Annotated in this window: 17 protein-coding genes; 4 read left to right on the top strand and 13 right to left on the bottom strand. The window is 72.8% G+C overall.

What is annotated here, in order from left to right; genetic code table 11:
• Window positions 1-200: 200 nt before the first annotated feature.
• The 3 genes from ACNTMW_RS00825 (at window position 201) to ACNTMW_RS00835 (ending at window position 2,943) form a co-directional block, all read left to right on the top strand.
• Window positions 201-491: a hypothetical protein gene (locus ACNTMW_RS00825; RefSeq protein WP_426631330.1), complete on the top strand. Its 291-nt coding sequence runs from the start codon at window positions 201-203 to the stop codon at window positions 489-491.
• A 167-nt stretch (window positions 492-658) separates the two neighbouring features.
• Entirely contained in the window at window positions 659-1,366 is a 708-nt protein-coding gene (locus ACNTMW_RS00830; RefSeq protein WP_426631332.1) for an SDR family oxidoreductase, read from the top strand.
• An 851-nt stretch (window positions 1,367-2,217) separates the two neighbouring features.
• Window positions 2,218-2,943, top strand: a complete 726-nt coding sequence (locus ACNTMW_RS00835; protein WP_426631333.1) for a hypothetical protein — start codon at window positions 2,218-2,220, stop codon at window positions 2,941-2,943.
• Window positions 2,944-3,149: 206 nt separating this feature from the next.
• Here the strand turns inward: ACNTMW_RS00835 and ACNTMW_RS00840 are convergent, their stop codons facing one another.
• The gene (locus ACNTMW_RS00840) at window positions 3,150-3,629 is read right to left on the bottom strand and encodes a cupin domain-containing protein (protein WP_426631334.1); all 480 of its coding nucleotides are present in this window, start codon (window positions 3,627-3,629) and stop codon (window positions 3,150-3,152) included.
• A 31-nt stretch (window positions 3,630-3,660) separates the two neighbouring features.
• The gene (locus tag ACNTMW_RS00845; RefSeq protein WP_426631335.1) at window positions 3,661-5,277 is read right to left on the bottom strand and encodes a CocE/NonD family hydrolase; all 1,617 of its coding nucleotides are present in this window, start codon (window positions 5,275-5,277) and stop codon (window positions 3,661-3,663) included.
• Between the two features lie 141 nt (window positions 5,278-5,418).
• Between ACNTMW_RS00845 and ACNTMW_RS00850 the strand changes: the two genes are divergently transcribed.
• On the top strand, window positions 5,419-5,898 hold the full coding sequence (locus ACNTMW_RS00850; RefSeq protein WP_426631336.1) for a hypothetical protein: 480 nt from the start codon (window positions 5,419-5,421) through the stop codon (window positions 5,896-5,898).
• On the opposite strand, the gene ACNTMW_RS00855 is transcribed toward ACNTMW_RS00850, so the two are convergent.
• From ACNTMW_RS00855 to ACNTMW_RS00905, 11 genes are all read right to left on the bottom strand, one after another.
• A complete protein-coding gene (locus ACNTMW_RS00855) occupies window positions 5,885-6,331 on the bottom strand; it encodes a type II toxin-antitoxin system RatA family toxin (protein WP_426631337.1) in 447 nt (148 codons plus the stop codon). The genes ACNTMW_RS00850 and ACNTMW_RS00855 overlap by 14 nt on opposite strands.
• Complete coding sequence (locus ACNTMW_RS00860) at window positions 6,324-6,836, bottom strand: hypothetical protein (RefSeq protein WP_426631338.1); 513 nt, start codon at window positions 6,834-6,836, stop codon at window positions 6,324-6,326. Before ACNTMW_RS00860 ends, ACNTMW_RS00855 begins: the two co-directional genes overlap by 8 nt.
• Window positions 6,833-7,948, bottom strand: a complete 1,116-nt coding sequence (locus tag ACNTMW_RS00865; protein WP_426631339.1) for a hypothetical protein — start codon at window positions 7,946-7,948, stop codon at window positions 6,833-6,835. The genes ACNTMW_RS00860 and ACNTMW_RS00865 overlap by 4 nt, the downstream gene beginning before the upstream one ends.
• Entirely contained in the window at window positions 7,945-10,803 is a 2,859-nt protein-coding gene (locus ACNTMW_RS00870; RefSeq protein WP_426631340.1) for a PEP/pyruvate-binding domain-containing protein, read from the bottom strand. Before ACNTMW_RS00870 ends, ACNTMW_RS00865 begins: the two co-directional genes overlap by 4 nt.
• The gene (locus ACNTMW_RS00875; protein ID WP_426631341.1) at window positions 10,800-12,830 is read right to left on the bottom strand and encodes an AfsA-related hotdog domain-containing protein; all 2,031 of its coding nucleotides are present in this window, start codon (window positions 12,828-12,830) and stop codon (window positions 10,800-10,802) included. Before ACNTMW_RS00875 ends, ACNTMW_RS00870 begins: the two co-directional genes overlap by 4 nt.
• Before the next feature lie 110 nt (window positions 12,831-12,940).
• Entirely contained in the window at window positions 12,941-13,198 is a 258-nt protein-coding gene (locus tag ACNTMW_RS00880; protein WP_426631342.1) for a phosphopantetheine-binding protein, read from the bottom strand.
• 81 nt (window positions 13,199-13,279) lie between these two features.
• The gene (locus ACNTMW_RS00885) at window positions 13,280-14,302 is read right to left on the bottom strand and encodes an SDR family oxidoreductase (RefSeq protein ID WP_426631343.1); all 1,023 of its coding nucleotides are present in this window, start codon (window positions 14,300-14,302) and stop codon (window positions 13,280-13,282) included.
• 2 nt (window positions 14,303-14,304) lie between these two features.
• Window positions 14,305-15,276, bottom strand: a complete 972-nt coding sequence (locus ACNTMW_RS00890) for a UbiA prenyltransferase family protein (protein ID WP_426631344.1) — start codon at window positions 15,274-15,276, stop codon at window positions 14,305-14,307.
• Window positions 15,273-16,622: an aspartate aminotransferase family protein gene (locus ACNTMW_RS00895; protein ID WP_426631345.1), complete on the bottom strand. Its 1,350-nt coding sequence runs from the start codon at window positions 16,620-16,622 to the stop codon at window positions 15,273-15,275. Before ACNTMW_RS00895 ends, ACNTMW_RS00890 begins: the two co-directional genes overlap by 4 nt.
• 777 nt (window positions 16,623-17,399) lie before the next feature.
• Window positions 17,400-18,155, bottom strand: a complete 756-nt coding sequence (locus ACNTMW_RS00900) for a metallophosphoesterase (protein WP_426631346.1) — start codon at window positions 18,153-18,155, stop codon at window positions 17,400-17,402.
• Between the two features lie 204 nt (window positions 18,156-18,359).
• Window positions 18,360-19,655: a patatin-like phospholipase family protein gene (locus ACNTMW_RS00905; protein ID WP_426631347.1), complete on the bottom strand. Its 1,296-nt coding sequence runs from the start codon at window positions 19,653-19,655 to the stop codon at window positions 18,360-18,362.
• Window positions 19,656-19,678 lie beyond the last annotated feature (23 nt).

Genomic DNA, 19,678 nt, shown 5'->3' on the forward strand with positions numbered 1-19,678 from the left:
CCCTAGCATCCGGTCATTCTCCCCCGGCCCTGGCACCCGGTCATTCTCCCCCGGCCGGCCGGGCCGGTCACCCCATTCCCGCCGACCGGTCCGGCCGCTCCCCTCGTCCGTCGGGCGGCCCGACGGCCGACCGTCACGCCCGCATGACGATCGGGCCGACGGGTATGACATCAGCGAATACCTGAACGAGGAGGTCGATCATGGCCGAGGACGAGGTCCGGCGGAAGGCCGAGGACATCGCGGTACCGAAGGCGAACATCGCCGAGGAGACGTTCCAGGGCATCGGCGACGCGGCCGCGGACGCGCTGCCCGACGAGCCGGCGGGCAGCGACCGGGTCGAGAATCCGATCGATCCGAGGTCCGGCGTGGGCAGCAGCGAGGGTGCGGGTAGCGCCGGGGGTCGCGGTGGCCACGTGGACTGGTCGTCCGGTGACGCGCGGCCGGAGCGCACGCCGGCGGGTCCGACCGATGGCGAGGACCGCCGGGACTGAGCCCGGCGGCCCCGGTACCTGAACGATGGACCCGGCGCCGGCCGGCCCGGGGCCGGGAGAAGCGGCGGGCCGTCCGATGAGACGATCACGGGCGGCGCGGTTCGTCGGATACCCGCGCCGACGGTGACGTCCCGCGTCGTCGGCTCCGTCGAACCCGGGAGGGTGCCTTGTCTGACGCTGCCCGCAGCGCCGTCGTCCTCGGTGCGCGCAACACGGGCGGCGCGATAACCGACCGACTGCTCGCCGACGGGTGGCGGGTGACGGCGGTCGCCCGCAGCGAGGAGACGGTACGTGCGGTGCGGGACCGGGGTGCGCGGGCAGTCCGGGCGGACGCCGCCGACCCCGACGAACTGCACGAGGTCCTCGCGGACGCCCGAGCCGAGCAGGGCGGGCTCGACCTGGTGGTGAACGCGACGGCGCCCCGGATACCGCCGGGTCCGTTCGGCGGCGGTCCGGTCGCCGACGCCGACCTCGCGGCGTTCCGGGCCTGGGCGGTACCCGTGGCGGAACAGACGTTCACTTTTCTCCACACGGGCACGGCCGCGCTACGGCCCGGCGGCGGCACACTCGTCCAGCTCACCGGCGGCTCCAGCCTGCGGGCGCGGGCTGGTAGTGGCCTCTGGGCGGCCGGGGCGTTCGCCACCCGCGCGCTGGTGCACGCGGCGGCGAACGAACTCCGCGAGGACGGTATCCACGTCGCCCTGGTGGTCATCGACGGCACGATCGGACAGCACGACGGCACCGGGCCGGGTGCCGGTCTGCGCACCGAGCTCGACGAGATCGCGGCGGCGGTCGCCTTCCTCGCCGCACCGGGGCAGGTCCGGCGCACCCACGAGATACACCTCAGCCGTCAGCACGGGTACCGGCCAGCCTAGTCACGCTGACGCAGCCACGTCCCGACCTGCAACCGTCCCGGTCGGCCTGCGCCGACGCCGCGAAGCCCACTCGCCACCTCGTCCCACCCGAGCACGTCACCGGCGTCGCGACGTTCCAGACCAATCCACTGACGGACCTGATCAGCCCGGCGGCTCGACTACGGCAGGCCGGCATCCGGGGTCGCCGCCTATGTAGCTGCGGGCCGAGCACACTACTCGGCGTTGAACTGATCTCCGCTTCATCGAAGACGGACGAAGAGCGCCGATCACCGTTCCGGCCAGCCACCACATCGGTGATTGCTAGTTGACCTCGGTGGCCGTGGGTTGTCGCGCCAGGCCCTGACGATGACCTGATCATGGGACCGCCGCGATGGCTGTCCGGTCCGGCCGATCCTTGCCCCCAGCAACGATCACGGTCGCTCATCCTGCACTCATATGCGGACCATTGGACCGTTGACCCCTTTCGAAGATCCAGTCACAACCAATGTTTGCCTTCCTTGCTGGCAACGAACAACACGGTCGTCGTAGCTCGATGTCGACTTCCGTCCGGCGCGGTCGTTGTCACTGTTGTTGTCAACTACGAGCACCCTTGGGCTTCCTCCGGCTTTTCCCGTATAGACGAGCCAAGCGGACGACTGGGGCGGACCGGGTCCGACTGGGCCACCAATTCTCGCGACCATCTGGCATACGCAACTGACCCGTAGGGCCCTTCCCATGGAACGCGTCGTTCAGTACTATTGGCGACTCTCAGCAGAGTTCGCGCCATTGCCGGCACCAAGACCGACGATCGAGCCCAGTTATCGAACTTCAGCAACATCACCTCCTGAACTGAGGGTAGGCAGGTATCCCTGATGAAGATCGATCACGACGATGCGCTGAGCCGAGTACGAGAACGGATCGAGAATCATACACGTGATCACTGGCATGAGTTCGCCATAATTGTCGCGAGCGCCAATACACTGCTCGCCCTCACACTGTTCGGTCGCATCTTCGTACGCGGACATGCAGATAGGATCGGATACCTCTCAATTGGTATCGCCATAGCTTCAACCACCGCCGCGATACTCGCCTACTACTCCATTCAGATCGGCTCAATTCTATTATTTGGCCCACTGCACCTGCCGGGCGTCCTGGTCTCCTTCCTCATCGCAGCAGCTCAGCTCGCTCTCTTCCTGTGGCCCACCCATGTCCTCGGCACCCAATGGCCAAGTGCATTAGCCGAACTCAAGAGCCTGCGCCACTGGTTGCTCTGCTACGCGATATTTGCCCTTGCCGCCCCTCTCGCCAGTTGGCACGCGGCAACAGTCCGCAAGCGCGAAGTGCCCAAACTTGTCGTCAAGGCGTACGAGACCGGCCAACGGATCGACAGAAAATCCGCGTGCGTCGCAGGCATGGTGGTCTGCCTTTGCTGGGCGCTGAGTTTCCGCTTGCTACTTCCGGCAGTAATTTTCGGAATTGCAGCGGCCGTGATTTCCTCAATCATGGGCATAGCGTCGCAGACCAGGGTGGCCAAGCGATTCTTGCACGATTTCGATGATTCTAGAGTGAGCGAACAGCCCGCTTCGCCGAGACGTTGATCCACAGCTTCGTAGCGCCCCAACACAAGGCAGTGGCACCCCGCGACCCCCCTTACGAGGTCGTTGGTGTACGTCGAGTCGCTGGGCGGCCCTAAACCGCCGGTCGGAGGCCGGCCGTGGGGCGTTCACGGAAGAACCGTGCCACACCGCGTCACGACGGCAATCCGAGGCGTCAACGTACACGCCGATGACGTACTCGGGCTGCACTACAGCCAGAAGGTGTCGTGGCGGAGCATGAACTCCGCCCGCTCCTCCTCGCTCTTTCCGGCCAGGTCAACCAGGCCCTCGAAGTACCCCTCCCGGGGCGCGCCGGGCGCGAAGTGCAGCAGCATCGACGCCGGCTCCCCCGACTCGTTGCGGAACGCGTGGACCCCGCCCTCGGGTACGTGCACGAAGTCCCCCGGCCGGGTGTCGATCCAGCGGGTGCCGTCGTAGATGCGCACCGTACCGGAGAGGATGAAGAACGACTCCGAGATCGACCGGTGGAAGTGCGGGTCGGGGCCGCTGGGCTCCGGGCCCATCTCCCACCGGTACAGACCGAACTGCCCGTTGGTCGACGCGCCCGTGGCCAGGTAGTGCGCCGTGTTGCCGTTCGGATAGGTCAGCTCCGGTTCCTGTTCGACGGGACGGTACGTGGCGCTGATCGCTCCCTCGGCGCCGAGGTAGCGCGGCGGCGGATAGGTCATGGCCTCGTCCCCTTCCAGGAAGCCTCGCCGGTCAACAGTGAGCCTGCCGTACCGGCAGGAGCACCGCCGAGGGGTGCACCGGATCGTGGTAGACCGCCTGGTCGGCGGCCCGGAGGACGGTGGCGGTGGCGCGCGGTTGACCGGTACCGGGATTGCGGGCGTACCGCGGGAAGGCACCGCTGGAGACCTGGACCCGGATCCGGTGGCCACGCCGGAAACGGTGCGCGGTCGGCCACAGCGTGACGGTGGCCCGGGAGATCTCGTCGGCGCCGGAGAGGCTGACCAGGCCGTCGCAGACGTTGGACGAGCGGCCTCGCGGGTCGACGTCGCAGAGCCGGACGAAGACGTCGGCGTACCGCAGGCTGGAGCGGAACCAGATCTCGGCGCCGACCTCGCCGATGACCTCCACGTCGGAGTCGAGGACCGCGGTGGTGTAGGTGAGTACGTCCGCGCGGGCCTCCAGGGCCGTGTTGTCGACGCGGCCGCTGCCCCGGGCGACCATGCGCACACCGCCGACCGCGGGCGTCGGGTCGGCCGGGTCGTAGCGGTACCGGTCGGGCGCCGACTCGCCGGGCGGCTCGCTCGCCAGCGCACCGCCGGGCCGGAGGTGGAAGCGCCGCGCCGCGTAGCCGGCCGGCGGCCAGGAGTCGAAGTCGCGCCAGGCTTCCTCGCCCATCACGTACAGCCGCACCGGCGCCCGCTCCGGCGGCTGCTCGCCGCGGGCGTGGGCGAGCCCGAACTCGACGGCCTCGCGCACCGCCGTACCGTCCAGGTCCAGGTGCGTCCACGGCCCGACCGTCAGCCGGGCCGGCCGCCCGGCGTCCTGGAGGACGGTGAAGTCGCGGAGCTGGCCGGGCAGGAAGATGTCGTACCAGCCGCCGATCGAGCTGACCGGTACGGTCACCTCGGCCACCCGGTGCCGGTGGTCGAAGTCCGCCCAGCGCGGGTGGTCCGCGTCGTACGCGAGGATGTCCTGAATGTAGTCGGAGCGCCCGCCCAGGGCGGCGACGTCGGCCCGGCTGAGCGGCAGCGTGTACAGCGCGCGGCGGGTCCTCCGGGCCTGCACCGGCTGCCGCAGCAGCGCCCAGTGGCGTTCCTGGCTGCCGATCAGCGCACCCCACCCGAACGGGGTCTCCAGCGACATGGCGTCCGCGCGCAGGAACTCCAGGGTCAGCGCCGACTCGGTCACCTGCGGGATCATCGCCTTGACCTGCGGTGGCAGCCGATCGGCCACGGCCCACTGCACGTACCCCAGGTAGCTCAGGCCGACCAGCACGATCGACCCGCCGAACCACGGCTGCGTGACCACCCAGTCCAGCGTGGCCAGGCCGTCGGCGCGCTCCTGGCGCATCGGGTCGAAGGTACCGCCGGAGCCGAACCCGCCGCGGGTGCTCTGGATCAGCACCTGGTACCCGCGCTCGGCCAGCGGCCTGGCCATGGCCTCGCCGAACAGGCCCGCCCGGCCGTACGGGGTGCGGATCAGCGCGGTCGGCAACGCCTCGCCGCCGGCCCGCGGCGCCCACCGGTCCGCCAGCAGGTCGATCCCGTCGGACATCGGTACCCGCAGGTCCCGCTGGACGAGCAGGTCACGGGTCACCGGCGGGGACAGCTTCAGCCGGCGTTCGAGGATATGGCTGACCAGGTTCACCGGCGCTCCTCCCGATCGTGCGATCGCGTGCGCTCGATGATGGACAGCCCCCGGGAAATGAGCAAGCGTCGATTCTTCCGGGTCGGTTCGCCGGACAGCGGCCGCGACCGTCCACGCGACGCGGTGTCGTACTCTGCGCGCGTGAACACGGGTCGCACGGTCGCCGCTGTCTCCCTCGGAGTCGTCCTCACCGCTGTCTGCGCGTGCGGTGCCCTTTTCACCGCCTGCGCCGGCGCCTGGGTCGTCCTCGGTCCGGTGAACTACTTCGGCTGCGGCACCGAGCGCCCCGCCGGAATCACGGCGGCCGACCTCGCCGGCTCGTACGTGACGGACGACGGCGGCCGGTTGGAGCTGCATCCGGACGGCCGTCTCACCGCGAGCGGTCTGAACAACTCCGACGACGGTGAGGCGCGCCCACCGTTGTCCGGGGACGGGACGTGGTCACTCCAGCCCTCGGACAACCATTTCGGGGACGTCCAGGTGTCCTTCACGGACCCGCCCGGGTACAACGGCGGTTACGGCGCCTTCCTCGACATCTCCGGCAGCCGCGACGATCCCTGGCTCTACCGGTACGTCGGTGATCCCGACACCTGCGACCTCTACCGGTTCAACCGGGCCTGACCGCGTCGCGCTCGATGCCGAGCAGCATCTCCCGGCAGTTGGCGCGCAGCGACCGTTCGGCGACCGGGTTCAGCATCTCCGCCAGCAGCGGGATGCCGATCTCGAACGAGATGCGCAGCGTCACGTTGGTGCGTCCGTCGTCGAGAGGGGTGACCCGCCACTGGCCGTCGAACGTCTCCATGTCACCGGTGACCTGGTGGAAGGCCATGACCAGGCGCTCGGGGTCGAGCCGCTCGACCTCCTCCCACTCCAGGATCGAGCCCTTGAGCAGCACCGACCATCCGCTGCGACGGGCCAGCGGGTCCGTGTCGTCGAGGATCTTCACCCAGCGCACGCTGTCCATCGAGTCCGGGTACCGCTCGATATCGGTGACCACCTGCCACACCCGCGCGGCGGGTGCCCGGATGTCGAGGTCGATCGCCACGTCAGGCATTGCGGCCCTCCTCCTGGGTCCACTCCTTGGGCAGGAAGCCCTCCTCGCCGACCAGTTCGGCGAGCTTCAACCAGTCCCGCGCGAGCGCCAGCGACGGGAAGTACCCCTCGGGTACCAGCGGGTCCGGGATGTCGCCCAGCAGGGCCCGTACGTCGGCGACCAGGCGCTCGCAGCGCGCCACCAGTTCACCGGCGGGGACCTCCCAGCCGGCCCGCACGAGCCGTTCGCACTCCCGGCCGAGCGGGTGGTCGCCAACGCGGGCCAGCGCCCAGGAGGCCCGGACCCGGGCCGCCGGGAGCGGCCGGTCGTGGTGCAGCACCAGGTTGAGCACCACGGCGCAGTACTGGCCGATCATGCGGGCGTTGCGGTGCACCAGCCCGTCCTGGCCCTCGGTCAGCGCGCCCTTCACGTCCTCCAGCAGCGCCGCGATCGGCAGGCCGACCCACCATACGGCGTGCCCCCGGCACCAGGCGTACCGCCGGGCGTCGACCTCGACGGTTCTCATGCGCTCCCCACCCCGCTCGGCTCCACCACGATCGAAAGCTCCGCCAGCGGTACGCCGCGGTCCCAGTCCAGCCGCAGCAGCCCCAGCTCGTACAGGCCGAGGCAGAACCCGGTCAGCGCCGGGTCGGCGCCGCGCCACACCACCCGGCCGTATCCCGCCGGGTCCGGCGACGCGGTCGACGTCGACAGCTCGGCCCACGCCGCGGCGTCCTCATCGGACAGTTCCCACACCCCGCCACAGCGGGGCGCCACCAGCAGCCGGGTACCGCCGGCCGCGTGCAGGTGCAGGTCGTCGGCGATCCAGCCGACCTGCGCGGCCAGCTCGGCCACCCCGGTCACCAGGCCGGTCAGCCGCCCGGCGAGGGCCACCGCGTCGGCGACGTAGACGGCGCAGTCGTCGGCCCGGTCCGGCAGCGCCGCATACCGGCGATACGCATCCGCCAGGTCGGGCGCGTGGCCGCGCAGCCGCTCATGCAGCCACTTGTCCCCGGTGAACGGCACCCCCCTGGCGGTCAGCACGACCGTGCAGGCTTCCTCCACCGCCTCCCGGGCGTTGGACACCGCCGTCAGCCACCGCCCCGCGCGGGCGGCGGCCTGTGCCACCCAGACCGACTCGCGCAGCCGCTCGGCGTACTCGCGTACCACCAGGTCGCGGGCGACCGACCGGACGTCCGGCACGGCCGCCGGTGCCAGCGCCGGCCCGGCCAGGTCCAGTCCGAACGCGATCCGGTGCAGCAGCTTGAGCTGCTGTTCCTGCTCGATACTGCCGAAGGCGCCGGCGATCGGCGCGGCCCCGGCGAGGGCCCGCCGGGCGAGCGTGAACAGCGTGTCGACGTCGGCGTGCGACCGGGTCCACACGTCCACCCGCAGGTCGCCCACCCAGTGCTCCAGCGGTACCAGCGACCGCGACGTGCCGGCGCCGCAGATCACGACGTCGAAGTCGCTGAGCCGGTTGCCTAGCCCGAACGTCAGCGATCCGCCGGCCACCGCCGTGTCGCCCGGTTCGCGCAGGTACTCCAGGACGTCGAGCACGTCGTCGACGCCCACGCCGTGCAGGTCGCGCAGCCGCCGGTCGAGCAGGGCCCGCCGCCGGGGGTCGTCGGGGATGCTCATGCGTTCTCCTCGTCGATGATGTCTGCCTCGTCGATCCGGACGGTGCCCCGCGCGCCGTCCACGGTCAGCCGCATCCCGGTCCGGACCCGGCTGGTCAGCCCGGGGATTCCGACGATCGTGGGTACGCCCAGTTCGCGGGCCACGATGGCGACGTGGGTGAGCGGGCTGCCCCGTTCGATCAGCAGCGCCGACGCCGAGGACAGCACCCCGACCCAGCCCGGGTCGGTCCGGTAGGTGACCACGATGTCGGAGCCGGCGTCGCGTGGCTGGTCGAGGACCTTCGCGTGGCCGGTGACCAGGCCAGGGCCGGCCGGAGTGCCGCGCAGTACCCGACCGGTGTCGGCATCGGCACCGGCGGAACCGGTGTCGACGGTGGACCCGGTGGCCGGGTCCGGGTAACGCCGGCCCCAGTACGGCCCGCCGGCGGTGACGAAGCGCGGCGGTGGTGCCGGCAGCCGCCGCTGCTCGGACTGCCGGGACCGGCGCAGCTCGGCCAGCGGAGCCAGCTCGCGGTGGTCGACGGTACCGGTGAACGCACCGCGCAGCTCCTCCAGGCGCAGGTGGAAAACGTCCCGGGCGCCCGGCAGCGCGCCGCTGCGGGCGAGGTCCGCCCCGATCGCGGTGAACATCCGCCGGGCCATGCCGAAGGCGCGGGTACGGGCGAACCGCACCCGCTCCCGCTCGCGCAGCACGGTACGCACCCGGCCGCGGACCCGCTCGTACACCCAGCGGCGCGGCCCGCGCAGGTGGGCGTCCAGGTACGCGTCCGCGTCCTCGCCGCCGGGCTGCCGGTCCGGTCCGGGGCCCGGTTCACCGCCCGCCGCGGTCACCGGCGCGTCGGCGGCCAGCAGCGCGTCGCGCAGCATCGACATCAGCAGCGTCGGGTCCTCGCGCAGGTCGGGCTCCTCCAGCTTGAGCTCGTTGGCGCTGCGGTAGCCGAACCGGGACACGTAGTCGTCCAGCTCGGCGCGCAGCCAGGCCGCGTCGGGCCCGGGCGCGTCGCGCAGCCAGGCGTGCGCGGCCTTCGGCGGCAGGTTCCGGACGGCCGGCGCGACCTCCGGCCGGGTGGTCAGCTCGCGCGCGAGTTCGGTGAGCCGGCGGGCCGGCAGCGTGGACTCGACGTCGTCACCCACCTTGACCACGTGCCACCGGAACCACTCCGGCGCGTCCGGCAGCCAGCGGGCGGTCAGGGCGTACAGCAGCCCGTACGAGAGCATGACGACGTTGTCCAGCACGGCCATCCGGCCCCACTGCGCCAGCAGGGTCCGCTCCACCTCGGTGAAGTGGCGGTACACCGCGGCGGCCGGCATGCCGGAGTAGTCGCGGGCGTCGAACTCGCGGTAGACGGCGTCGAAGCGGCGCAGGAACCGCGCGACCGAGCCGCGCACGGTCAGGCAGTACCAGCCGAACGTCGCCGCGACCCGGGCCCGCACGGCGGCGGTGAGCAGGCGCGACCGGTACGCGAGCGGGGGCGGCCGGTGAGCGGTCTCCGTCGGCGTCTCCGGTACCCCCATGGCCACCGCCAGGATCGTCCGGTTGACCCGGTACGCCGGCAGCAGCCCGATGACCTTCGTCCAGTTGAGGACGTTGTAGTACACCCGGCCGTCGAAGTAGCCGAGCATGCTGGCGAAGTCGGAATCCATCAGCGCCAACTGCGCGCGCGGCACGCCGAGCAGGGCGCAGTACTCCCGGTACAGCCGCCCGTACAGGTGGCGGGCGAAGCTGAACGTCAGCGGGGCGGTGACCTCGCCGTAGCTCTCGATGATGTTCGAGTTGTCCCAGACCCTCACCTCGCCGGCGGTCGGCTCGTCGACGGTCCCGGCGGTGCCGGCAGGGTCCCCGGTGCCGGCGGGACCCCCGGTGCCGGCGGGACCCCCGGTGCCGGCGATACCGCCGGTGCCGGTGAGCGGTCGGCTCTGCAGCAGGTGCAGCCGGCCGCCGGCGAACGCCCACTCGACGTCCTGCGGTACCCCGTACAGCGCCTCGACCCGCTCGCCGGTGTCACGCAGCAGGTCGATCTGGTCCGTGGTCAGCGCGGGTACCCGCCGGTCGGCCGGGGCGACGGTGACGGTGCGGCAGCCGCCGCCCGGCGCGGCGGTCACCCGGTCGCGCTTGTCGCCGATGACCGTGTCGACGCCTCCGCCGCCGGCCCGGTCGACGGTGATGGTGTCGGCGTCCACCGCGCCCGACACGAGCCCCTCCCCCAGCCCGTACCCGGCGCTGATCAGCATCCGGTCGGCGCGGCCGGTCGCGACGTCGGCGGTGAACAGCACGCCGCTGGTGTCGGCGGGGACCAGGCGCTGGACCACGACGGCCATCTCGACGGAGTCCACCGGGAGGCCGTGCAGCCGGCGGTAGGTCAGCGATCGGGCCGAGTACGCCGACGCCCAGCAGTCCCGGACCCGGTCGGCCACGGCGTCCGCGCCGGTCACGTTGAGGAACGAGTCGTACTGGCCGGCGAAGGACAACCGGCCGGAGTCCTCGCCGCACGCCGACGAGCGGACCGCCACCGCGCCGCCACCGACCGCGGCGTACGCCGCCTCGACCGCCGCCCGGCTGGCGGCGTCCAGGTCGGTCGCGGCGAACACGGCCCGCACGGCGGCGGCCACCTCCTCGGCGTTGTCGTCGCGCAGCCCGGCGAGCGCGGCGTCGACGCGCCGGCCGAGCCCGGTGGTCTCCCGGTACCAGGCGCACACCCCGGTACCGACCGCCGCCCACGCCGGGACGTCGAACCCGGCCCGGCTCAGCCGGTGCAGGTTCGCCGCCTTGCCGCCGGCCCACGCGTGCACCGCGTCGGGGCTGCTGTGCCGGTCCAGGACGGCGGGCTCACCCGCGGTCGACGCCGTCGCGGTCATCGCCCCTCCTCCACACCGTCGGCCAGGACCGTCGCCACGATCGACGACACCTCGGTGTCGTTCTGGCGCATCGACATCCGGATCTCGGAACCGGTCGCGCCGGCCCGGACCGCCCGGCCGACGCAGCGCACCGGGAGGTCCACCTCCGCGACCGCGACGAACGACGCGTCCAGGGCCGCGAGCACCGGCGACCCGGCCACTCCCGCGAGGTCGCGGGCCGCCGCGCGGACTGCCGCCTGCCGGGCCGCCTCGATCAGCACCATTCCCGGCAGATGGTCGTGCGGGTGGTCGAACAGTCCCCGGTACGCCACGTCGACGGTGAGATCGACGCCGAACCCGCCGTCGTCGGCGTCGGTGAAGCCGGCGAGCAGGACGTTGCGCGGCGCCACCCGCCCCACGCTCACCGCCGGCAACAGCGGCGCACCCCCGGCCGGCGGCGGACCGATCCGCGGGCCGAGCCCATGGGCCGCCCGGGCCTCGGCACGCATCCGCTCGTAGGCGGCGACCGGCCCCCACGAGAAGGACGCGACGGCGGTACCGATCGGACGGCCGTCGGTGGTCGTGAACGCCAACCGGCCGACCAGTCCGGGGCGCGCCGACTCGTACAGCCGCTCCACCGCGTACCGGGTGACCACCCGCAGCCGGTCGGGCTGTTCGGCGACCGCGACCCCCGGCGCCAGGTCGACCCCGAGCCGCCGCAGCAGGAACGGCCGGTCCAGCGGAACCCCGAGGTGGCGGTGGGTGACGACGTACGACGCCTGGCGGGCCAGCTCCAGCAGCGCCATCACGTCGTAGCGGATACCGGCTGCCGTCACGTCGTTGAGGTAGCAGTGCGTCAGCGGCAGCTCGCCGGCCAGCACGAAGGTGTCGCCGGCTCCCGGTGCGCAGTCGGTGACCAGCACCTCGTCGATGCCGGCCTTGTGCACCAGGCGGTACGGTACGGGCTGGTCGAAGCGCAGCGCCGGCACGGCGGGCCCGGGTGGCACGGCGGGCAACGGCGCCGAGGTGGGCGGGGCCGCGCCGAGGATCGGCACGGTCCCCGGCTCGGACGCCACCATCAGGTGGGTGCCCAGCACGACGCGGTCCCAGGCATCGAACGGCGCCCCGGCCCGCTCGGCGAGCGCGCACAGCCCCCGCCAGTCGGCGTTCAGCCCGGCGTCGGTGGCGGACAGGGCAGCCGCCAACTCCCGGACGGCCGGCCCGCGGCGGCCGTCGAGCCGCCGGTACTGCCGGCTGAGCAGGCCGGAGAGGGTGAGATCGCGGGCCGGTGTCCGCTCGTACAGGTCGCGCACCGCCGTCTCCACCGCGGCGGTGGCGTCGGCGCCGCGCCGCAGCTGCCGGTACAGCCGGCGCCGCTCGGGCGCGTCGAACAGCACGCCGATCTCGCGTACCAGGTCGGCCGGCTCGTCCGCGGCGTGGACGAAGTTGAGCAGGAAGTTCTCGTTGCCCAGCAGGTGGCGCAGCTGTCCGGGGGTGCGCCGCGCCGGGTCGGCGGGCCCCTTGGCGGCCGACAGGCGCGCCGTGGCGGGCCGGGTGTCCGGCGGCATCCGCACCACCAGCAGCAGCGAGTCCCCGTCGCCGTGGCAGAGCAGGTCGGCCAGGTCACGGCGGTCCCGGCTGGCGACGTTCCACTGGTACTGCCACATGGCCCGGATCGTGTGCCGGTCCAGTCGGACCCGTTCGGCGGCGACCACCGTGCCCTGGCGGGCGAGCCACCCGGCGGCGGTCTCCAGTCGGCGCCCCACCACCGCGTCCGGCTTGAGCAGCAGCAGGGCGTGGTGGCGCAGGATCCGGTCGACGTCGTCGGCGGGCAGCTCACACAGGTCCTCCCAGCTGTCGCGGAAGTAGCTGTCCACGGCGAACAGCGCCCGCTTGGCCGCGCTGACCGACAGCGACTCCGGCACCGGCGCGGCGTGCGCCGGCCCGAGGATCACCGACGCGCCGGTACCGGTCCGGCCGTCCGGCCCGGGCGGCACCGGTCTGCGGTACCGGCCCGGCCTCTCCTGGATGTTCGCGGTACGAACCACCTTCGACCACCAATCACAGCTCTCGTCGTGTCACGGGATGGGCGCGCCGCACGGGGACGGGCGCGCCTTAAGGGGGGACGGCGCGCCCGGTCAGTCGGCGCGGCGCCGGCTCACGGCACGGTCGGGGCGTCGAGGATCCGGCGCACCATCTCCTCCGCGTCGCGCACCGTGCGGACCGCGCGGAAGTCACCGTCGACCGGCGGCAGGTCGAACTCGGCCTCGAGCAGGCTCATCAGTTCGAGCAGGGACAGCGAGTCGTACCCGAGGTCGTCGGTCAGCGCCAGGTTCGGGTCGGCCCGGCCGACCGCGATCGGCGCTGCCTCGATGACGAGGTCGCGTACCCGCGCGGCGATGCTCGGTTCCGCCATGTGCTCTCTCCTCCGGTCGATAGCGGTCGTCCACCGCTCGGGCTGGTCGGTGTGCGCGGTTCGGTCGGGTGCGCGTACGCCTCACGCCGCGTCGACGGCCCGCCACGGCACGGGCGTCATCGCGGCGAGGCGGGGGTTCGCCGCGGCCCAGTAGCGCACCGAGGCGCGCAGGCAGTCGTCGACCCCGCCGACGGTGTGGGTGGCCGACAGCGCGACGGTCGAGGCGAGGTACGGCTCGAAGACCGCGAGCAGGTCGAGCATCCGGTTCTGCCGGACGGTCAGGTGCTCGCGCGCGAACGGCCGGAAGAACCGGTGCCACCGGTGCGGCGCGATGATCCGGGGTACCTCCAGCGGCTCGCACCCGTGCGCGGACCGCCAGCCGTTGAGCGCGGCCATGATGACGTCGACCGCGTGGGCGACGGTCGGCGCGGTGTCGCTTCCGGCGACCGTCCACACCGCACCGGCGCTGTCCGGGTCGTCGACCGCCGCCAGGACCAGGTCGGCGAGGTCGTCGACCGGTACCAGGTCGAACCGGGCCTGCGGGTCGGCGGCCAGCGCCGGCACGGTACCGGTGGCCATGCCGCGCACGAGCGTGTACATGCCGGAGAACCGGGCGGCGCGGCCATCGGTGCGCCGGCCGGCGACGAGGGCCGGACGGACCACGGTGAGCCGGGGGTACCGCTGCCGGGCGAGGCGTTCGGCGTTCGCCTTGGACCACTCGTACGAGTTGCGGTAGTCGGCGAGGTCGGGCGAGGACACGTCGCCGTGGTGGCCGCCGGCGTACGCCGTGGACACGTGGACGACGTGGGTGTCCGCCGACACCAGCGGCGCCAGCGCGGCGACGGTGTCGACGTTGGCCCGGCGTGCCTCATCCGGGCTCAGCGACCACCGCACGTCGGCGGCCGTGTGCACGACGACGTCCCACCGGCCGGCGAGCGGCGGCGGCGGGGGCTCGGCGCCGAGGTGCCAGCAGACCACACCGGGTACCAGGTCCGAGCCGCGCCGGCTCACCCCGGTCACCGTGACGCCGGGGCGGCGGCGCAACCGGTCGTACACCTCGAACCCGACCAGGCCGGTGGCTCCGGTCACCAGGATCCGGCGCACCCTCACCACCGCCCCGCGCCGACGAGCAGGGCCGCCGCGGCGACGGCGAGCTGCGCGGGTACGACGACCACCAGCCCGTAGCGGGCCGGCCGGGCGTGGGCCGGCGCGGCCGTGCCCGCCGACGCCGACGCCGACGCCGGAACCGGCACGGTCGCGTACCGGGCGAGCGCCGCCAGTGGCGCGACGGCGAGCAGCGGCACGGCGGCGGTCACCGCTACCGACCCGCCTCCGAGCCGTACGACTGCCACCAGGACCAGGGTGTGGATCGCGACGGCGAGCGCACCGGCTCCGGCGGCCCGTCGGGCACCCAGCGCCACGGCGTACCCGCGGCCGCCACCGTCGGGTACCAGCTTGCGCGTGACGTCCACGCAGCCCGCGACCGCGACGCCGAGGGCCGCCACCGCGAGGCCGGTGGCCGGCAGGGCGCGGGTACCGGCGCCGACCTGCGCCATCCACAGGCAGGCCAGCCCGGACAGGGGCAGGTGCAGCAGCGGGTACAGCACCGGCCGGTCCGCGACCCGGGTACCGAGGAAGAAGTCCCTCGCGGCGAGCGCGGTCCACCCCAGTGTCACCAGCCACCACAGCCCCACCCGGCCGGGGCCGCGCTCGACGGCCAGCACGGCGGCGAACTGGACCGCCCAGGCGCCCACCGCGACCGTCTTGAGCTGGTCGAGGGTCACGACGCCGCGCTGCAGCAGCCGGCCCGGATGGGTGACACGGTCGCGCGCGTAGTCCTTGTGGTCGTCGAGAATCCGGACCATCAGGAAGAACGCCCACACGGCGGCGAAGCCGGCCGCGTCGGACGGGCGCGGGCGCGGGGGCCCGGGATGGCTCAGCGCGCGTCCGAAGAGGACGGCCACCAGGTACGCCGGGGCCAGCACACCGGCGACGGCGAGCGGGTACCGTTCCCGGCCCCAGGCCGCCAGGCGCCACGGCAGCGCGCGGTACCGCCCGGTCGAGACGGCGACGCTCATCCCGCACCGCCCGGTACGGAGTCCGCCGCGACCGGGCGCTCGGTGGCGGCGGAGCTTTCCGCCGCGGCGAAGCGCTCCGTGGCGGCGAAGGCGGTCGCCAGCGCGTCGAGAGCCCGCGCCAGCTCCGCCGGGGTGGTGACCATCGGCGGCAGCAGACGGATAGTGCGGCGGGAACTCAGGCACGGTGACACCAGCAGGCCCGCGTCGGCGAGTTCGACCAGGACGGAGCCGGCCAGGGCGGGGCTGGCGACGTCGACGCCCCACAGCAGGCCCCGCCCGCGTACCTCGGTGACGAGCGTGGGGTGGCCGGCGGCCAGGTCGTGCAGTGCCCGGCCGAACCGGGTACCGAGGTCGTCGGCCCGCTCGGCCAGCTCGTCGACGGCGCGCAGCGCCGCCCGGCCGGCCGCGCAGGACAGCGGATGGCCGCCGAAGGTGGCGCTGTGCCAAGTCGGGTCGGCGATCAGCGGCGCGAACAGCTCGGCGGTGCCGACGGCGGCGGACAGCGGTAGGACGCCGCCGCCGAGGGCCTTGCCGAACAGGACGGCGTCGGGCCGCCAGCCGGCGTCGACGGCCACCGAGAACGGTCCGCAGCGGCGCAGGCCGGCCTGGATCTCGTCGCTGATGAGGAACGCCCCGGCGGTGCGCGCGTCGGCGGCCCACCGCCGGACGACTCCGGCATCCAGCGGCCGTGCACCGGCCTCGCCCTGGACCGGTTCGATGATCAGCGCGGCGACGTCGCCGGCGCGTGCCTCCCGGGCGACCGCTCCGGCGTCGTCGCGCGGGATGTGCGTGACCGGCGCGAGGACCCCCGCCAGGGCGGTACCCGTCAGGCCGGCGCGAAACTCCGGCGCGGCGGTCACCGCCAGCGCCCCCAGCGTCTTGCCGTGGAACGCCCCGTCGACGGCGAGCACGCGCGGTCGGCCGGTGCCGCGCCGGGCCAGCTTGAGGGCCACCTCCACGGCGTCCGCGCCGTCGCTGCCCAGCCAGACCCGGTCCAGGCCGGGCCCGCAGCGGCCGACCAGCTCCTCGACGAACGCCGCGACGGTCGGGTTGGCCAGGGCCCGGGTGGCGGTCGGCAGGACGGCGAGCTGTGCCGAGACGGCGTCCACGACCGGGCCGTACCGGTGGCCGAGCAGCGTCACCGCGTACGACCCGAAGTCGACCAGTTCCCGGCCGTCGGACAGGCGCACCGTGGCGCCGGTGGCCGCCACCTCGTGGGCGCCGCGCCCGACCAGCTTGCCGCCCAGCGCGAGACCCGGCGAGACGTGCCGCCGGATGACCCCGTACACGTCGGAGGCCGGCGACGGCACCGGTGACGAATTCTTATTCGCAAGGGGGTTGAACAAGACAATATCCTTGGCTCTTACCGCGGCAGCAGCGGCACCCGACAGACGAGAAAACGGTTTCCACCGTGCCAGGAGGACTCCGACGAATATTCTCCGGACCGTTCATAAAACCGCTCGGGTGGAATGTTAAAGGCACATGGAAGGGGCGGCCGAAGAACCGTTCTGCACAATGACGCAACGCCCGCCCGAGCGGCGGACCACTCCGTCCCTCATGCCCGAACCTCTCGCTCCACCTGCCCAAACAGCTTTTCTAACGGTCCTGGGACATCCTCACCGACGCCCGAACCCACGAATCCGGGCCGGCCGCACGCAGCACCCGCACAGAACTCCCCCTGGGCATCTGCGCCACTCCCCTCCGCCAGGGCGGGACATATTTACCGCAGCAAACTAACAAGTGCGACCACCCGAATTGAAGCAGCGGGATCGTGCCACATGTCACGCCGGCAGAGAAATACCCGGAATTGCCGACCGCCACGGGGGCGACGATTCCGGTCGCCCGGCGGACCGGTCCGGTCGCATGGCAGCCGTACTCGCTGGTAACCGCGACGCACGGCGGCCACCGGGTAACGGGGCGGAACGGCCACGCGGATTACCGCCGCGAGGCGCCGTTCGCCCGAGGGCCGGCCGGTGTGGATGAGGTCACCGTCGCGACGGCTTGCCCGACGGGGTTACCGCACGGTAGGCACGCGCACTGTTCGCCGACCTCCGCCCCGCCCCCTCATGATCATGACGACGTCGCGGGGCTGGGGCCCACGAAGTATTCAGATCAGGAGAGGGTCACGGAAGGGGCGGCACCACGCGGTAGTGCGTGGTCAGCCGCCGGTCGTCGGCGAGGACGTGGAACGCGAGCGCCGGTGGCAGTTCGTGGTCCGCCGGCTGCCCGTTCTCCTCCCAGGGCAGCAGCAGGGTGGACTTCACGCCGGGCCCGACCAGCAGCGGGCGGCCGGCGAAGGTGGTCGCCGCGCCGGTGTGGGCGTGTCCGCACAGGAGCCCCACGACGTCCGGGTGGGCGGCGACGAGCTCCGCCAGGCGCCGCTCACCGAACTGGCGGATGTCGTCGATGAACGGGCTGTGCAGGACGGCCGGCGGGTGGTGGAAGCACACGAACACCGGCGTGCCGGCAGGGGCGTCGTCCAGCACGCCGGCGAGCCAACCGAGCGTCTCGTCGGCGAGGAGGCCGTCGGACCGGCCGGGGACCGTGGAGTCGCACATCGCGAAGACCGCCGGCCCGACCCGGTACACCTGATTGATCGGGGCGTCATCCGGATCCTGGCCGAGGAGGACCTTCCGGTACGCCGAGCGGACGTCGTGGTTGCCGGGGCAGGTGAGCACCGGGTACGGCAACGGGGCCAGCAACTCGGCGGCCTCTTCGTACTCGTCCGGCAGGCCATGGTCGGCGATGTCGCCGGTGACCAGCACGGCGTCGACCGGGCGTGGCAGTCGGTTGAGATAGGTGACCACCCGGGCCGCCCGCTCGGCGTTGCGGGCACCGCCGTCGAGGTGCAGATCGCTGACGTGCGCTACCACGAGCATCCGGTTACCCCTTCCCGCGCCGGATCAGGATGTGGCGGTATCGGCCGCATCCTCGCGGCCGATACCGCCGCATTCTCGACCGGCTGTACCCCCGGACGCGAGAGCCAGTTCACCCGAGGTGGACCGCGCGGTCGCCACCCACGGTCGACCGCGATGCCGGCATCCGGCGGGCCCGCGGACGGTCACCCCGATCCCGGGCCGCCGTCACCTGGCGGCGGTTCTCCGGGGTCGGATCTCCGGGCGCGCCTCCGGCCGCACCTCCTCCGCGCTGTACGACCCCTCCAGCTTCCACAGCGGACCGGAGGACACCAGCCGCTCTCCGTCCTCCTGCCCGAGCGTGATGGCCTGCTGGATGAACTCCGGTTCGAAGAAGATGTAGCTGAGCAGGTCGGACCGGGAGCCCGGGCTCATGCCGAGGACCACGTTCAGCAGCGCCAGGTCGGGATTGGTCAGGGCCCGTACTCCGTGCAGCGCTTCCGACAGGGCTTGAGCCGCACGGTCCCTGATGCTGTCCTCGGAGTCCGGGCCGCCGAACACGTACGGGATGCGCTCGTACTTGCGGCCTGCGCGGCTGGCCACCTTGACGTCCTCTTTGAGGAAGGTGTTCGTCCGTTCCAGGGTCCTGATGTCCTCGACCAGCCGGTCGCCGAGCACGGCGCGCGCGACCTGGTAGGCGGCGTCCTGCACGGTCGGCGCCGCCTCACTGGCGGGGTAGCCGACCGCCGGCTTGTACTGGCCGGGATCGGTGGAGATGACGGCCAGGGACCGGGCACCCAGCGCGATCGCCGGCTTCAGCGGCGCGTTGAGCCGCACCCCTCCGTCCATGTGCCAGGTCGAGGCCCGCCGGGTGCCGATCCGGATCGGCGGGAAGGCGATCGGGATCGCCGCCGACGCCGCCACGTGGGTGCAGTTGATCTCGCGGGTGGCCACGTAGTCGACCGCGCGTTCCTCGTCGGACTCGGGCAGCGCGCCGTGCACGCTGCTCTCGCAGAAGATCTTGGTCCGCCCCGTTTCCACCTCGGTGGTGGCGACGGCGAGCATCCGCACCCGGCCCCGGCTCACGTTCTCGTGCAACTGGTTCCAGTCCACGATGCGCTCGGTCTGGAGGGTGCGCATCAGGGGCGCCGTGTCGAGCAGGCTCGTCAACCGGCGGGGAAGGCCGAGCAGGCTCGCGACGTAGGACACCCCCACGGCCGGCAACGTCGCCCAGGCCGGCCTGAGCACCATGGACCTGTGGATGCTCCGCCAGACCTCCACGGCCTCCTCCGCGGCCTCGTCGGCGGGCTTGTGCGCCAGCGAGGCGAACAGCGCCGCGTTCAGCGCTCCCGCGCTCGTACCGACGAAGATCTTCGGTTCGTCCCCGAGCCGGGGCAGCAGGACCGACAGCATGCCCGCCTCGTACGCGCCGCGCGCCCCGGCGCCCGCCAGCACCACACCCACCGGAGGCTCGCGCTCCGCCCCTCCGTTGTACGTGCGTTCTTCTCTCGGCTTCGCCACCATGGAGGCTCCTCCCCGACCGCCGG

Origin of the sequence: Planosporangium spinosum, from assembly GCF_049999945.1 — a bacterium.
GTDB lineage: Bacteria > Actinomycetota > Actinomycetes > Mycobacteriales > Micromonosporaceae > Planosporangium > Planosporangium spinosum.

Coding starts and splice junctions, on each gene's coding strand:
- ACNTMW_RS00905 (WP_426631347.1), bottom strand. CDS start 19,655: ATGGTGGCGAAGCCGAGAGAAGAACGCACGTACAACGGAGGGGCGGAG.
- ACNTMW_RS00835 (WP_426631333.1), top strand. CDS start 2,218: ATGAAGATCGATCACGACGATGCGCTGAGCCGAGTACGAGAACGGATC.
- ACNTMW_RS00900 (WP_426631346.1), bottom strand. CDS start 18,155: ATGCTCGTGGTAGCGCACGTCAGCGATCTGCACCTCGACGGCGGTGCC.
- ACNTMW_RS00860 (WP_426631338.1), bottom strand. CDS start 6,836: ATGAGAACCGTCGAGGTCGACGCCCGGCGGTACGCCTGGTGCCGGGGG.
- ACNTMW_RS00840 (WP_426631334.1), bottom strand. CDS start 3,629: ATGACCTATCCGCCGCCGCGCTACCTCGGCGCCGAGGGAGCGATCAGC.
- ACNTMW_RS00880 (WP_426631342.1), bottom strand. CDS start 13,198: ATGGCGGAACCGAGCATCGCCGCGCGGGTACGCGACCTCGTCATCGAG.
- ACNTMW_RS00890 (WP_426631344.1), bottom strand. CDS start 15,276: ATGAGCGTCGCCGTCTCGACCGGGCGGTACCGCGCGCTGCCGTGGCGC.
- ACNTMW_RS00870 (WP_426631340.1), bottom strand. CDS start 10,803: ATGACCGCGACGGCGTCGACCGCGGGTGAGCCCGCCGTCCTGGACCGG.
- ACNTMW_RS00865 (WP_426631339.1), bottom strand. CDS start 7,948: ATGAGCATCCCCGACGACCCCCGGCGGCGGGCCCTGCTCGACCGGCGG.
- ACNTMW_RS00825 (WP_426631330.1), top strand. CDS start 201: ATGGCCGAGGACGAGGTCCGGCGGAAGGCCGAGGACATCGCGGTACCG.
- ACNTMW_RS00855 (WP_426631337.1), bottom strand. CDS start 6,331: ATGCCTGACGTGGCGATCGACCTCGACATCCGGGCACCCGCCGCGCGG.